This window comes from Roseobacter sp. HKCCA0434 (assembly GCF_032464675.1).
Lineage (GTDB): Bacteria > Pseudomonadota > Alphaproteobacteria > Rhodobacterales > Rhodobacteraceae > Pontivivens.
In genome coordinates this window covers 1-14,037 of record NZ_JAWDKL010000004.1, presented here as the reverse complement: position 1 = coordinate 14,037, position 14,037 = coordinate 1, and the positions used below count along the sequence as shown (strand labels likewise).

18 protein-coding genes are annotated in these 14,037 nt (G+C 65.3%); 16 read left to right on the top strand and 2 right to left on the bottom strand.

Annotated elements, in window-relative coordinates; translation table 11 throughout:
* Positions 1–214: 214 nt before the first annotated feature.
* From phnG to phnN, 8 genes are read left to right on the top strand one after another with little or no spacing between them, the layout of a single operon-like run.
* Positions 215–640, top strand: coding sequence for a phosphonate C-P lyase system protein PhnG (phnG, locus tag RX333_RS04000; RefSeq protein WP_316013628.1), 426 nt, complete (start codon positions 215–217; stop codon positions 638–640).
* Positions 637–1,191 (top strand): phosphonate C-P lyase system protein PhnH, encoded by a 555-nt coding sequence (phnH, locus tag RX333_RS03995; protein ID WP_316013627.1) that lies wholly within the window; start codon positions 637–639, stop codon positions 1,189–1,191. The genes phnG and phnH overlap by 4 nt, the downstream gene beginning before the upstream one ends.
* Positions 1,191–2,285 carry a carbon-phosphorus lyase complex subunit PhnI gene (locus RX333_RS03990; RefSeq protein ID WP_316013626.1) on the top strand — a complete coding sequence of 365 codons (1,095 nt, stop codon included), beginning with the start codon at positions 1,191–1,193 and terminating at the stop codon, positions 2,283–2,285. The genes phnH and RX333_RS03990 overlap by 1 nt, the downstream gene beginning before the upstream one ends.
* Positions 2,282–2,881, top strand: coding sequence for an HAD family phosphatase (locus RX333_RS03985; protein ID WP_316013625.1), 600 nt, complete (start codon positions 2,282–2,284; stop codon positions 2,879–2,881). The genes RX333_RS03990 and RX333_RS03985 overlap by 4 nt, the downstream gene beginning before the upstream one ends.
* Positions 2,878–3,708 (top strand): alpha-D-ribose 1-methylphosphonate 5-phosphate C-P-lyase PhnJ, encoded by an 831-nt coding sequence (locus RX333_RS03980; RefSeq protein WP_316013624.1) that lies wholly within the window; start codon positions 2,878–2,880, stop codon positions 3,706–3,708. The genes RX333_RS03985 and RX333_RS03980 overlap by 4 nt, the downstream gene beginning before the upstream one ends.
* Complete coding sequence (gene phnK / locus RX333_RS03975) at positions 3,705–4,460, top strand: phosphonate C-P lyase system protein PhnK (protein WP_316013623.1); 756 nt, start codon at positions 3,705–3,707, stop codon at positions 4,458–4,460. The genes RX333_RS03980 and phnK overlap by 4 nt, the downstream gene beginning before the upstream one ends.
* Positions 4,457–5,143, top strand: a complete 687-nt coding sequence (phnL, locus tag RX333_RS03970) for a phosphonate C-P lyase system protein PhnL (RefSeq protein WP_316013622.1) — start codon at positions 4,457–4,459, stop codon at positions 5,141–5,143. The genes phnK and phnL overlap by 4 nt, the downstream gene beginning before the upstream one ends.
* Positions 5,140–5,676, top strand: coding sequence for a phosphonate metabolism protein/1,5-bisphosphokinase (PRPP-forming) PhnN (gene phnN, locus RX333_RS03965; RefSeq protein WP_316013621.1), 537 nt, complete (start codon positions 5,140–5,142; stop codon positions 5,674–5,676). Before phnL ends, phnN begins: the two co-directional genes overlap by 4 nt.
* Here phnN and RX333_RS03960 read toward each other — a convergent pair.
* On the bottom strand, positions 5,628–6,299 hold the full coding sequence (locus RX333_RS03960) for a DUF1045 domain-containing protein (RefSeq protein ID WP_316013620.1): 672 nt from the start codon (positions 6,297–6,299) through the stop codon (positions 5,628–5,630). The genes phnN and RX333_RS03960 overlap by 49 nt on opposite strands.
* A 46-nt stretch (positions 6,300–6,345) precedes the next feature.
* Here RX333_RS03960 and RX333_RS03955 point away from each other — a divergent pair, with 46 nt between their 5' ends.
* Positions 6,346–7,488, top strand: a complete 1,143-nt coding sequence (locus tag RX333_RS03955) for an alpha-D-ribose 1-methylphosphonate 5-triphosphate diphosphatase (protein WP_316013619.1) — start codon at positions 6,346–6,348, stop codon at positions 7,486–7,488.
* Between the two features lie 425 nt (positions 7,489–7,913).
* Entirely contained in the window at positions 7,914–8,129 is a 216-nt protein-coding gene (locus RX333_RS03950; protein ID WP_316013618.1) for a transposase, read from the top strand.
* A gap of 165 nt (positions 8,130–8,294) precedes the next feature.
* Here the strand turns inward: RX333_RS03950 and RX333_RS03945 are convergent, their stop codons facing one another.
* Positions 8,295–8,657 (bottom strand): cyclophilin-like fold protein, encoded by a 363-nt coding sequence (locus RX333_RS03945; protein ID WP_316013617.1) that lies wholly within the window; start codon positions 8,655–8,657, stop codon positions 8,295–8,297.
* Positions 8,658–8,980: 323 nt separating this feature from the next.
* On the opposite strand from RX333_RS03945, the gene RX333_RS03940 reads away from it, so the two are divergent.
* The 6 genes from RX333_RS03940 to RX333_RS03915 all read left to right on the top strand — a co-directional run bounded on the left by RX333_RS03940 (position 8,981) and on the right by RX333_RS03915 (position 13,553).
* Positions 8,981–9,439 carry a cupin domain-containing protein gene (locus RX333_RS03940; protein ID WP_316013616.1) on the top strand — a complete coding sequence of 153 codons (459 nt, stop codon included), beginning with the start codon at positions 8,981–8,983 and terminating at the stop codon, positions 9,437–9,439.
* A 26-nt stretch (positions 9,440–9,465) separates the two neighbouring features.
* The gene (locus RX333_RS03935; protein WP_316013615.1) at positions 9,466–10,428 is read left to right on the top strand and encodes a LysR family transcriptional regulator; all 963 of its coding nucleotides are present in this window, start codon (positions 9,466–9,468) and stop codon (positions 10,426–10,428) included.
* Between the two features lie 107 nt (positions 10,429–10,535).
* Positions 10,536–11,303 (top strand): carboxymuconolactone decarboxylase family protein, encoded by a 768-nt coding sequence (locus RX333_RS03930; RefSeq protein ID WP_316013614.1) that lies wholly within the window; start codon positions 10,536–10,538, stop codon positions 11,301–11,303.
* 56 nt (positions 11,304–11,359) lie between these two features.
* Positions 11,360–11,995, top strand: coding sequence for an NADPH-dependent F420 reductase (locus tag RX333_RS03925; protein ID WP_316013613.1), 636 nt, complete (start codon positions 11,360–11,362; stop codon positions 11,993–11,995).
* Between the two features lie 26 nt (positions 11,996–12,021).
* The gene (locus tag RX333_RS03920; protein WP_316013612.1) at positions 12,022–12,417 is read left to right on the top strand and encodes a cupin domain-containing protein; all 396 of its coding nucleotides are present in this window, start codon (positions 12,022–12,024) and stop codon (positions 12,415–12,417) included.
* 275 nt (positions 12,418–12,692) lie between these two features.
* Entirely contained in the window at positions 12,693–13,553 is an 861-nt protein-coding gene (locus RX333_RS03915; RefSeq protein ID WP_316013611.1) for an aldo/keto reductase, read from the top strand.
* Positions 13,554–14,037 lie beyond the last annotated feature (484 nt).

Below are 14,037 nucleotides of genomic sequence, written 5' to 3'. Positions count from 1 at the left end.
ATCCATCGTTGCGAGAGTAATGACGGTTTCCGCACCTCTGCGCGAGTGAACGGGACCTTCCCCGACGGTCGTGGTCCCTCCGCAATCTCGCGACGCTCGTGTCGGCTATCCGGGCCCGGAGTGTCATGGAAAATTCATTCCGTTGCAGATGGCGTTCAACGTCGCATGACGTTATAATTTGTCGAGTTGTCTAGTAATCGGAAAGGTTGTCGAGATGGAACGCCGCGAATGGCTCTCGATCCTTGCAACAGCACCGCCCGAGCGTCTCCTGACGCTCGCCGAACCCTTCAGCCGACCTGTCGAGACGCTTCGGGCGCCCGAGATCGGATCGGTGATGGTTCGTGGGCGCGCCGGTGGCACAGGTGCCGCCTTCAACCTCGGTGAAATGACGGTGACGCGCGCCTCGGTGCAGCTGGGGGATGCGGTCGGTCATGGCCATGTTCAGGGCCGGTCCCGCCCCGCGGCTGAGGCTGCAGCGCTTCTCGACGCATTGCTGCAAGGGGACGAGGCCGGTGCAATCCAGCGCGATGTCCTCGCCCCGTTGCAAAGGGAGCGCGCCGAGGCACGACGCCTGCGCGCGGCCAAGGCCGAAGCCACGAAGGTCAATTTCTTCACGTTGGTGCGGGGAGAGGTGGAATGAACGATCTTGGCGGCGGTTTCGGCAATCCAGCGCATGACGGGGCTCGTGCCTTCCGCGCTCTGCTCGACGCGATGGCACGGCCCGGTCGTATCGTGACGGCGCAGGCAGCGGCCGCACCGGGGCTATCCCCGGCGGCGGCGACGGTCGCGCTGACCCTGTGTGATCCGGATACGCCGGTCCATCTTGCAGGCGAGGCGGTGCGCGCGGCGGAGTGGATCGGCTTTCATTGCGGCGCACCGCGCGCCACGCAATCGGCTTGCACATTCGCGTTCGGCGCGTGGGACGCCTTGACCCCCCTTGCCCCCTATCCCATCGGCACGTCGGACTATCCGGACCGGTCCGCCACGCTCGTCGTGGAGGTCCCGACGCTTTCGGGGGAAGGGCCACGGCTCACCGGGCCCGGCATCGACGGCGAGACCACCCTCAGCCTGCCCGACGCGGGCGCGTTGCGGGCCAATGCTGCAGGCTTTCCGCTCGGGCTCGACTTCATCTTCACATGCGGGGACAGGCTCGCCTGCCTGCCCCGTTCGACCCGGATCGGAGAGGCCTGATGTATGTCGCGACCAAAGGTGGTGAGGCCGCCATCGATGCAGCCCATGACTGGCTTGCGGAAGAACGCCGGGGAGATCCGGCGGTCGCCGAACTGGGTATCGACCAGATCGCAGAGCAGCTGACCATCGCCGTCGCGCGGGTGATGAGCGAGGGCGCACTCTTCGACCCCGAGCTCGCGGCACTCGCGTTGAAGCAGGCCCGCGGCGACGTCGTCGAGGCGGTCTTCCTCGTCCGCGCCTATCGCACCACGCTGCCGCGCTTCGGAACGACCCGACCCGTGGAGACGGGGCAGATGAGGTGCGACCGGCGAATCTCGGCGACTTTCAAGGATCTGCCGGGCGGTCAGGTTCTGGGGCCGACCTTCGACTACACCCACCGCTTGATCGATTTTGCGCTGGCCGCCGAGGGCGAGCCGCCGCAGGCGGAGATGGCTGCGCCGGACGACACCCCCAAGCCGCGTGTCACCGAGATGCTGGGCCAGGAGGGCCTCATGGAGCCGGCATCGCGCGACGAGGGAGAACCGCTGGACATAACGCGCACACCGCTGGATCTGCCCACCGACCGTGCGACCCGGCTTCAGGTGCTGGCGCGCGGGGATGAGGGCTTCTTGCTCAGCATGGCCTATTCCACCCAGCGCGGTTACGGCCGGACCCATGCTTTCGTGGGCGAGTTGCGCATCGGCGCCGTCAGCGTGGAGATGGACATTCCCGAGCTCGGCTTCGCCATCGAACTGGGAGAGATCACGCTGACCGAATGCGAGACCGTCAATCAGTTCACCGGATCGCGGACGGAGCCTCCGCAATTCACGCGGGGCTATGGTCTCGTCTTCGGGCAGGCGGAACGCAAGGCGATCTCCATGTCGCTCGTCGATCGTGCGCTGCGGTGGCGGGAACTGGGTGAGGACGATGTCGGCGCGCCCGCACAGGACGAGGAATTCGTCCTGATGCATTCGGACAACGTGCAGGCGACGGGCTTTCTCGAACATATCAAGCTGCCCCATTACGTCGATTTCCAGGCCGAACTGGAATTGATCCGACGACTGCGGCGCGAGGCGGAGGAGGCGGCACGGCAAATGCCGCATGCGGCGGAATGAGCGTGCGCGCCGTCATATGGGATATCGGCGGGGTGCTGGTGGACTGGCAGCCCCATCTGGCCTGGTCCGCGGAACTGGGGGAGGAAGGCGCCCGCGCCTTCATGGAGCGCATCGGTTTCGCCGCCCTCAACCTTCGGGCCGATGGGGGAGAGCTCTTTGCGGATCTCGCACGAGAGATCGACGATGACGAAGATGCCGCGCGACTGGCCGCCTACCCCGCGCTCTACCCCCGCACCGTTCAGGGCCGTGTGACTGGAAGTTGGGACGTGCTCGACGATCTGACCGCGTCGGGCATTCCCGTCCATGCGATCACCAACTGGTCCGCGGAGACATGGCCCGTTGGACTCGAGGTCCACCCGCGCCTCGGCAATGTCTTCGGCACACTCGTCGTGTCGGGCCGTGAGCGGATGCTGAAGCCCGAGGCCGCCATCTTCGACCTGCTTTGCGAACGCGCCGGGCTCGCACCATCCGAATGTCTCTTCGTCGATGACGGACTGCACAATGTCGAGGGCGCGCGCGCCGTGGGCATGGCGGGCCATCATTTCGGTGGAGCCGCGCGCCTGCGGGCCGATTTGACCGAAAGGGGATTGCTGTGAGCGACTATTCCTTCGCCTATCTCGATGAGCCGACGAAGCGCATGATCCGCCGGGCGCTGCTCAAGGCGCTGGCCATTCCGGGCTATCAGGTGCCGTTCGCCAGCCGCGAGATGCCGATGCCCTATGGATGGGGCACGGGGGGCGTGCAGGTCACCGCTGCGGTGCTCACGCCCGAGGATGTGCTGAAAGTGATCGATCAGGGCGCGGACGATACGACCAACGCCGTCTCGATCCGCCGCTTCTTCGCCAAGGTCGCGGGGGTCGAGACGACGACGCGGACCAAAGAGGCGACCGTGATCCAGACGCGCCACCGCATCCCCGAGGAACCGCTCACGGACGGCCAGATCCTCGTCTATCAGGTCCCCATCCCCGAGCCCCTGCGGTTTCTGGAGCCGCGTGAGACCGAGACGCGGAAGATGCACGCGCTCGAGGAATACGGGTTGATGCATGTGAAGCTTTACGAGGATATCGCCCGCCACGGCCATGTCGCGACCTCCTACGCTTATCCGGTCAAGGTCGAAGGGCGCTACGTGATGGACCCGTCCCCCATCCCCAAGTTCGACAATCCCAAGATGACGATGGATGCGATCCAGCTTTTCGGCGCGGGCCGGGAAGCGCGGATCTATGCAATTCCGCCTCATACCGAGGTGGTGAGCCTCGATTTCGAGGACCATCCCTTCGATCCCTCCCATGCGCCGCATCCCTGCGCCCTTTGCGGCGCCGAGGGCGTGTATCTCGACGAGGTGGTCACCGACGATCGAGGCGGACGGATGTTCGTCTGCTCGGATAGCGACTATTGTGAAACACGGCGGGAGAACGCGGCATGAGCCTCTTACTCGACGTCTCGGGCCTGACGGTGCGTTACGGACGCCGGATCGGATGCGAGGATGTGACCTTCGACCTGGCTGCGGGCGAGGTGCTCGGGGTCGTCGGCGAAAGCGGTTCCGGCAAGACAACGATGCTGCGCGCGCTTGCGGGCTTCCAGCCGATCGATGGCGGCGCGATGCACTATGCCGGCCGCGATCTCGGCGCCATGGCCGAGCCGGAGCGGCGCAGGTTGCTGCGCACGGACTGGGCCTATGTCCATCAGCACGCCCGCGACGGGTTGCGCATGGGTGTGAGTGCGGGTGGAAATGTCGGCGAGCGCCTGATGGCTGGCGGGGCGCGACACTACGGTTCGATCCGCGCGACGGCTGCCGACTGGCTCGCACGGGTGGAGATCGATCCTGCGCGCATGGATGACAGGCCGACGCAGTTCTCGGGCGGAATGCAGCAGCGCCTCCAGATCGCGCGCGCCCTCGTCACCTCGCCGCGTCTGGTGCTGATGGACGAACCGACCGGCGGCCTCGACGTGTCGGTGCAGGCGCGCCTGCTCGACCTGCTGCGCGGCCTGGTGCGCGAAATGGGGCTCGCGGCCATCGTCGTGACCCACGATATCGGCGTGGTCCGCCTGCTCGCCGACAGGCTCATCGTGATGAAGGACGGACATGTCGTGGAACAGGGACTGACCGATCAGGTGCTCGACGATCCCCAGCATGGGTACACGCAGCTTCTCGTCAGCTCGGTGCTGGCAGCATGAGCGCGATCGTCGTGAGTGGTCTGGAAAAGACCTTCGTCCTGCACAATCAGGGCGGCGCCCGCATCGGCGTGTTGCAGGACGCGGCTCTGAGCGTGGCGCCGGGAGAATGCGTGGCGCTCGGCGGGGACTCCGGGTCGGGCAAATCCACCCTGCTGCGAATGCTCTCGGGCAATTATCTGGCCAGCGAGGGTTCGATCCGCATCCTCGACACCGAATTGGTCGGTGCGCCTGCGCGCGTGATCTCCGCTTTGCGAACCGATCGGCTGGGGCATGTGTCCCAGTTCCTGCGAGTCGTCCCCCGCGTTCCGGCACGCGACGTGGTGGCGGAACCCTTGCGCGCCGTCGGCGTCCCGCCCGACGAGGCGCGGGCCCGCGCCGAAGGGCTTCTGGACCGCCTGAACCTGCCCGAGCGGTTGTGGTCCCTCTCGCCTACCACGTTCTCGGGCGGCGAGCAGCAGCGGGTCAACGTCGCGCGCGGCTTCGCCCATGCCTATCCGGTCCTGCTGCTCGACGAGCCGACCGCGTCGCTCGATGCCCGCAACCGCGACGTCGTGCTGGGTCTGATCGAGGAGGCGAAGGCGCGCGGCGCGGCGATTGTCGGCATCTTCCACGATATCGAGGCGCGAGACCGGGTCTGCGACCGCGTCATCGACGTTTCGAGCTTCGCACGGGCTGCGGCATGACGGGACGGCTCGTGGCAGTCGTCGGCCCGTCCGGGGTCGGCAAGGACAGCGTGATTGCCGGCATGATCGCCCGTGATCCGGGACTGGCCTGGGTGCGCCGTGTCATCACCCGCCCGCCCAGCGACAGCGAGCCGTTCGAAAGCGTGACCCGCGAAGAGTTCGCGCGCCGCAAGCGCGCCAACGCCTTCGTTCTCGACTGGCGGGCGCATGGCCTCGACTACGCGATTCCGGGCACGACGGTCGAGGAGGTCGAGCGCGGCGCGACCCGGATCGCGAACCTGTCGCGGTCGCGTCTGGTCGCCGCCGCGGACGCTTTTCCGCGACTGACAGTCCTCAACATCACCGCCCCGCCCGAGGTTCTGGCCGACCGCCTCGCCGCACGTGGTCGGGAGACGGCCGAGGAGATCGCAGCGCGCCTCGCCCATCGCGCCCCCTTGCCCGAAGGGCTCGACATCATCGAAATCGACAATGGCGGCACGCTGGATCAGGCGGTGACGGATGCGCTCGACGCGCTCTCCCCGGTCAGGTCGTAGCGATGGAGAAGCGCAAATCCGCCATCCCGCTCCTCGCAAAGCGCGAGACTGTCCAGTCGGAACGGCTGGGGCGGCGTGAAATGCGCGCGCGCCGCGGCGATGACGGCATCCGTGTCCGCGACCCGGCCAGAGAGGGTGATGTGGAAGTGAAACTCCTCGAACACGTAGGGATAGCCCCACCGCGCGAGCATCGCGTCCTGCCGGGCAGTCAGGCCCGCGCTGCGGCGGCGCGCGATCTCCGCCTGCTCGGCGGGTCTGCGAAAGGCGTCGAGGCCCTCGACGCATGCTGCCGCGACCCGCGGCAGATCACTCCCGCCTTCGGGACGGAAGGCGACGAACTGGCCCAGCGACCGGGGCACGAGACGGTCGGCCGCAGCGGGCGCGAGCTGCGCTGCCAGCGTCGTGAGGGCTGCATGGAGAGCTGCAAGCGTCTTCCCTTCGGCCAGCCGGAACGGGGGCTTGAGGGTCGCATGAAACCCGTACCTGCGCGGTGTCTCCGTCCACTCCGCAGGGGCGGCCGCGGTCGCAACGTGGCGAGCGGCAGCCACATCCCATCCCAACCACTCGGCACCCTGACGCCCGAACGCACCATCGGGCAGGCAATATATGGCATATCGTGACATGGTTACTCCCTTCGACACCTCCATCCTATCCAATCGCGACAACCGCGTGACAAGCGGATGCCTCGCCAATGCAAGGCTCGTGCTCGAAGACCGGATCGTGCACGGCGCGGTCTTCTGGCGCGGGACCCATATCACCGACCTGCGCGAAGGCACCGATGTCCCGAAAGGTGCCACAGATTGCGCGGGCGACTATGTCATTCCGGGCCTGGTCGAGCTGCATACCGACAATCTGGAACGTCACATCCAGCCGCGCCCCGGCGTCGACTGGCCGCACGTGGCGGCGCTGCTGGCCCACGACAACGAATTGATCGGCTGCGGCATCACCACCGTCTTCGATGCCATGCGCGTCGGCTCGATCACATCCGATGGCGGCGTGTCCTATGCGGAATATGCACGCGGACTGACCTCCGAGATGGCAGCCCTGCGCGAGGCCGGGATCCTGAAGGCGGACCACAAGCTGCATCTTCGCGCCGAGATCTGTTCCGAGACGCTGCTGGACGAGCTTGCGACCTTCACCCCGGAGGACGAGGTCGGCCTTCTGAGCCTGATGGACCATACGCCCGGTCAGCGGCAGTTCCGCGACATCTCGAAGCTGCGCGCCTACGTGATGGGAAAGCGGGGAATGGATGAAACCGGCTTCCAGAACCATATCGCCGGGCTGAAGGACCTGCGCGACAGGTTCGGCGCGCAGCACGAGACAGGTGCCGTCAGCGAGGCCGAACGGCTCGGCGCGGTTCTGGCCAGCCATGACGATACGACGGAGGAGCAAGTCGCGATCTCATCGGGGCATGGTGTCGCCCTCGCCGAGTTTCCGACGACGCGCGAAGCGGCGGAAGCCTGTCGCCGATATGGAATCCCAATCATGATGGGCGCACCGAACATCATCCGCGGCGGCAGCCATTCGGGAAACGTTTCCGCGCTCGAACTGGCCCGCCACGATCTGCTCGACATCCTCTCTTCCGACTACGTTCCGTCCGGCCTGCTCCTCGCAGCTTGGCAGCTGGCCACGGAATGGTCGGACCTGCCCCGTGCGGTTGCAACGGTCAGCGCCACTCCGGCGAGGTCCGTGGGCCTTACGGATCGCGGCATCATAGCGATCGGCGCACGGGCCGATCTCATGCGCATCAAAGTGCACGACGGAACGCCGATCACGAGGCGAGTGATCGCCGGAGGAAACTTTGCTGCATGACTGTTTCGCCGAAAGTGACCTTCTCGCGATGTTCGGGACATCGCGAACTTGGATTTTCCACCCTCGAATGGACGAGAGAGGAAGGCCCGGAAGCGGATGCTTTACGGCATCATCTCGGCGACCGATAGTGTCTTACGGTGCTCCTACGCCACGCCGTGGGACACTATCGGCCGATTCAACGATGGTCCCTGGACGTCCTATGCGACCAAGTCGCTGACTATCGAAAGTTTCGGGAGTTCACCGTCGTCGAAGACCAAAGCCGGTTCTGCCCCGGCCAGATTGTCGATGTATCGATCCCTGGGTGCACGCATGGCACGGTTTTCCGATGATCTGGCCCTTAACATGGGCCTTGCGGAGGAGATTATCCTCGACGACGCCCTAAAGGCATCGGCAAGGCCGTATTCGACTGGTCCGAGCGGACCGGCGTGGGCCTGCAGTCTATCGAGCAAGGCAAGTCAGTGCAAAACGCGTTCGGGGAGCGTTTCTACGGTCGGATGCGCGACGAGCTGCTGAATGAGATCATGTCTCTCGACTTGGCACACGCCCGGATCGTGATGACCGCCTGGGCAGCCGACTACAACACAGAACGACCGCGTTCCGCCTTTGCCTCCAAACACCGGCTGATTATTCGCGGACACTGACAACTGCAATTGCCCGCCCCGCTGAGCGAGATGAAAGCTCCGTGCGTCGGGCGATTGCTCAACCGGCGTCAACCGACGTGAATACCAACCCGACTCCGGTCGTGGCTGATGGACGTTCAGTATCAGGTCAGCGGGACCGAGAGACGCTCCTGTCGTCAAGCGCATTCACTCGGGTCGATCGGCGCGTTCGATACGTATTTCGAATGGGGAATCCTGCAGGAGCGCGTCGACGGTTCCGTCGAAAGCTCCGAGGCGTACAAGCCCGCGAGACGATTGGAAGGGCTTGTAGAAGATCGCAAGATTGCCCCAGGGAGCATAGAATGTGATGTCGCCTGCGGAGGGCTCGTAGCTGGCCGGCGCGTCGCTGGTGTCGATCGCGCGTGGCAGGTCCGAGACCTTCTCGATGCCGTGGTAGTCCGAAAGCGTGAGGTCGAGCGGCAGCAGAGCGGCGAAGTCGCGTCCGGCGGTCGTATCGTCCAGAGCTGCGGCAAGTGTGGCCTCGCCGACGGTGACGGTGATCGGGATCATTCCGGCTTTCTCCTGTGCGTGGGCGTCGACCCGCATGATGAGTGTGGCGCAGAGGCCGAGCGCTGCTATGCGTCTAAGTCTATCGAGCATGGTGCCTCCGCTACCTCGTGATGGCAGGAACCTAGTGGCATCGCGCTCTCTTTATAATCGGCTCCGGCTGACATACGCCGATGAGCGCCGCTCATGAGACCGGTTCATGAGCGCATCCTGATCCAAACCCATGATCCGAGCTCCCGTCGGCCTCATCTCGTGATGCGGGAGCGCCGCAGCGCGACCCTCCATCCGGCCGCACGGCGGCCTCTGAGATCAAGGAGAAGACCAGAATGACCCGACTTCTCACCCCTACGCTCGCCCTCGCTCTGGCCGCTCCCGCGGCATTCGCGCAGTCGATGGTGATCACCCACGCCGAAGACCGCGCTGGCCAGATCGGCAGCGAGGACGTCTTCACCGGCACCGTTTACGTGGCCCCGGTCTTCGATCCGGACATGGCTTCGGTCTCTGCGGGCGAAGTGACCTTCATGCCCGGCGCACGCTCGGCCTGGCATACGCATCCCGGCGGCCAGAAGCTGGTGATTACACACGGCACCGGCTGGACGCAGGAACGCGGCGGCGAAAAGATAACCATGCAGGCCGGTGACGTGTTCTGGTGCCCGCCGGATGTCGAGCACTGGCACGGCGCGACCCTCACTACATCGGTCACCCACTACGCGATCCAGGAGGTCGTGGACGGCTCGGCCGTCGAGTGGGGTGAGCACGTGACAGATGAGGAATACGGCGGCTGACCGCAGCGGGACGGGCGGTGGACGACATGAGCGCGGCGCATATATCGCAGCGGGACATCGTACCCGAACCGCAGGTCCACGCTGCCCACATGCTTCGAGAAAACATCACCGACCTGATCGCGCTCGCCGCGGTGGCGGAAGAACGCAGCTTCACCCGTGCCGCGGCGCGTCTCAATGTGTCGCAATCGGCGCTGAGCCATACCATCAAGGCGCTGGAGACCCGTCTCGGCCTCAGGCTTCTGACCCGAACGACCCGGTCGGTCGCGCCCACGCTCGAGGGGGAGGACCTGTTGGCGACGCTCAACCCCTGCTTCGAGAAAATCGAGGCGCGGCTTCTCGCGCTCAACGAGTCGCGCGACCGGCCGACCGGGACCGTGCGCATCTCCGCCACGGACTACGCTATCGAGACCCTGCTCTGGCCCAAGCTCGCGCCCGTGCTGCGCGAGCATCCTGCGGTGCGGATCGAGTTGGTGAACGATTATGGCTATACCGATCTCGCCGCCTCGCAATGCGATGCCGGCGTGCGCTATGGCGATCAGGTCAGCGACGGCATGATCGCCGCGCGGATCGGTCCTGACGAGCGCATGATCTGTGTCGGCGCGCCGTCCTATTTCGACGACAGGGGCGTGCCCGAGGTGCCAAGGGAGCTGACGGAGCATGCCTGCGTGAACCTGCGGCTGTCGAACCACGGCGGTCTTTATGCGTGGGAGTTCGAGGATCCGGACGGCACCGAAATCAACGTGAAGGTTCAGGGGCAAGCCTGCTTCAACGCGATCGGCCCGGTCATGCAAGCGGCGATCGACGGGATCGGGTTGGCGCTGGTGCCCGAACGTCTGGCGACACGGGCGCTGGCCGACGGGAGGCTGAGAACGTGCCTCGAAGCGTATTGCCCGTCTTTCCCGGGGTTTCACCTGTTCTACCCAACCCGCCTGCGCCCTTCATCCGCGTTTCAGGTCGTGCTGGAGGCCCTTCGGGAACCTGCTCGATGATTGATGAGCGACGCTCATGGATGGCTTGACCGGGCATCCCATGACGGATCGGTCGGAGCGACCCATGTCAGACGGGTGACAGCAACACGCCTGACAGGAGACGCTCCATGAAGACGCACCTTGCCGCATCCGCCCTCGTCCTCGGCTTCGCCGCGACCGCCGGTTCCGCGCAGGACCTCGGCGCCACGCTTCCAGATGCGGTGGGGCAGGTCGCGCCCAAGCTCGAAGCCTACGCACAGGACGATCTCTTCGGCAGCGTCTGGGCCGACGAGGCGCTGTCCATGCGGGACCGTGCGCTGGTGACTGTCGCGGCCAAGATCACCCGGCACGAGACCGGGGGCCTGTCCGAGCATATCGCGCTCGCGCTCGACGCCGGTGTGACGCCTGCCGAGATTTCCGAGACCATCACGCACCTTGCCTTCTACACCGGATGGGGCAACGCCGTCGCCGCCGCGGAGGCTGCCGCCCCCGTCTATGAAGAGAGGGGCGTGACAGAAGCCGATCTGCCGGCCCTCGCCCCCGAGCTTCTGCCGCTCGACCAGGAGGCCGAGGATGCGCGTCAGCAGAACGTCCAGTCGACCTATGGCGACGTGAGCCAGGGCGTGGTGGACAATACCGAGCAGTTGCTTTTCCTCGACCTGTGGCTGCGCCCGGCGCTGGAGCCGCGCGACCGCAGCCTCGTGACCGTGGCCGCTCTGATCGCTGCAGGCCAGCCCGAGCAGATGACGTTCCACCTGAACCGCGCGATGGACAACGGCCTGACACAGGAAGAGGCTGGCGCGATGCTGGCGCATCTCGCGTTCTACGTCGGCTGGCCGCGCGTGTTCTCGGCAATGCCGGTGGCGGCCGACGTGTTCGAGAGTCGCTCCGAATGATCCCGGCACCGGTGGGGCCAGACCCCGCAATCTATGCGACGTAGGGAGAGGCCGGCATGAAGATCGCCATTCTCGGATCGGGTCGGATGGGCGCCACGCTTGGACGCCTCTGGGCTTCCTGCGGCCATGACGTGACTTTTGCCTATTCCCGCGATCGCGCCAGATTGGACCGTCTTGCGAAAGAGACCGGCGGAGCCGCGGGGTCCGTGCGAGAGGCGGTCGATGGCGCGGACGCGGTGTTGCTCGCCGTTCACTGGTCGCGGATCCGGGACGTGCTGGAGCAGGCCGGTGATCTTGCGGGGCAGATCGTTCTGAACTGCTGCGTGCCGCTCGATGACGACGACAGCGCGCTGGTTCTCGGCCCCGAGACCTCGGGCGCGGAGGAACTGGCGCGGATGCGGCCCGAAGCGCGGTGGGTGTCATGCTTCAACACCAGCCCATCGGAGTCGTTCGAGCCGGTCTTCGCTTGCAAGGAAACCGGACCGCGCCCGCATTCAATCGTCTATGGCGACGACGACGGAGCGAAAGATGTCGCCCGCGACTTGATCGGCGATATCGGGTTCGAACCGCTTGAGGCCGGTGGGCTGAGCACCGGACGCTATGCCGAGCCTTTCGCCATGATCACCGCGGTCCTCGCCTACGGTCAACCGGGCGGACCCGCTTTGACCTATCGATTCGACAAGTTGCGCTGAGCGCGGCCGTATTTAAGGAGACCAACATGAAGATCACACGCGCAGGTCAGACCGCCTCCGCCCCCGGACCGGAGGACTATTTTACCGGCACCGTCCGTCTCGACCCGATGTTCCAGGCCGAAGAGCCCGGACGTGTCGCGGGCGCCCACGTCACCTTCGAGCCGGGCGCGCGCACCGCATGGCACACCCATCCCGCCGGACAGACGCTTATCGTCACCTTCGGCCGAGGTCTGGTGGCTCGCGAGGGCGGCGAGATCGAGGAGATCAGCCAGGGCGACATCGTCTGGTTCCCGGCCGGCGAAAAGCACTGGCACGGCGCCGCACCGGACACCGCCATGAGCCACATCGCAATCCAGGAGAGCATCGACGGCTCGCCTGTGACGTGGATGGAGAAGGTCTCGGACGAGGAATACCAGGGCTGAGCGCCGAAAGGTCCGCATCGAACTGCGTTCCGAACACTGATTGCCCCGCCCGATAATCGGCGCGGGGCGTTTCACGTCTGCGACGCGGTCATCTCGACACCTCGCGTGAACGTGCCCCGATTGCGATCTTTGATGAGCAGGCCTCATGAGCGCGTGGATCTCTGCTTCGATTATCCTGAAGGCCGGTCGCCCTTATCTGTCGGTCACGCAAGGCGGCTCCGGCTGCCAAGGACAAACCAGGGCCGACAGTGGCCCGACCGCGAAAGGAGACGGACATGATCCTGCAAGAGACACAGACCCTGCCGAACGGAGTCGAGATTCCCAAGCTGGCTCTCGGCACCTGGATGATCGACGATGACAAGGTAGCGGACGCGGTGCGGGCCGCCGTGGAGATCGGCTATCGCCACATCGATACTGCGCAGGCCTACGGCAATGAGCGTGGCGTAGGCGAAGGCATCCGCTCCTGCGGCGTCCCGCGCGACCAGCTTTTCGTCCAGACCAAGCTCGACGCCGGTGTCAAGGACTACGAAGGCGCCAAGTCGGCGATCGAAGGTTCGCTCGAAACGCTCGGTCTCGACTATATCGACCTCCTCGTGATCCACAGCCCGCAGCCGTGGGACCAGTTCGGCAGCCACGACCGCTTCTTCGAGGGCAACCTCGCCGCGTGGAAGGCGATGGAAGAGGCGCTCGAAGCCGGCCAGGTCCGCTCCATCGGCGTGTCGAACTTCCAGAAGGCCGACCTCGACAACCTGCTTCAGAACGCGACGGTCAAGCCCATGATCGACCAGGTTCTTGCCCATGTCGGCAATACGCCGTTCGATCTGATCGCGTATGCTCATGATCATGACATGCTGGTCGAGGCCTATTCCCCCATCGGCCACGGCAAGATCCTCGAGAACGCGGAGATCAAGGAGATCGCCGCCAAGTACGACGTGAGCGTGCCGCAGCTGAGCATTCGCTACGTGCTGCAGTTGGGGCTGCTGGCGCTGCCCAAGACCGCAAACCCCGAACACATGAAATCCAATGCCGAATTGGACTTCGAGATTGCCGATGCGGACATGGACGCGCTCAAGGCGATCACCGCAAGGGATTACGGCGACGCCAGCGTCTTTCCGGTCTACAGCGGAGCTGCCTGAAGATCTGGCGCTATCCAGTCCGACCTGAACGTCTCGAACTGACGATACTCAGTTTTGTCGGCCTGCCGCGTGCAGGCCGGCTTGCTTTGAATTCCGGGCGCCTGCGCAGATTGCATTCCAAATGGGGGCGGACCGGGAAGGACACTGTCCGCTCTGGATTTCAGGACTCATTTTCTGCGCGCCCACCGCCTCGCAGGCAGCGGGTCTCCTCCCGATTGGATTCCCACGTGCCGGGTAATCTGAGCAGGTGCGGCAAGCGTCCGGAATGGGCCGCCGCTGCATCTCAACGCTCCCCGAGATGGCCAGCGCATCCTCAAGTTCGACGCCGAGATAACGCACTGTGCTGTCCATCTTCGCATGCCCCAGCAGGAGCTGCACAGCTCGTAGATTGACGTGGTCCCAGAAAATCGAACGGTCGGCTAGGGAGTATCCCGAACCTTTGAAGGGATACGAGAATGGCGAAGCGCCGGAAATTCACCGATCA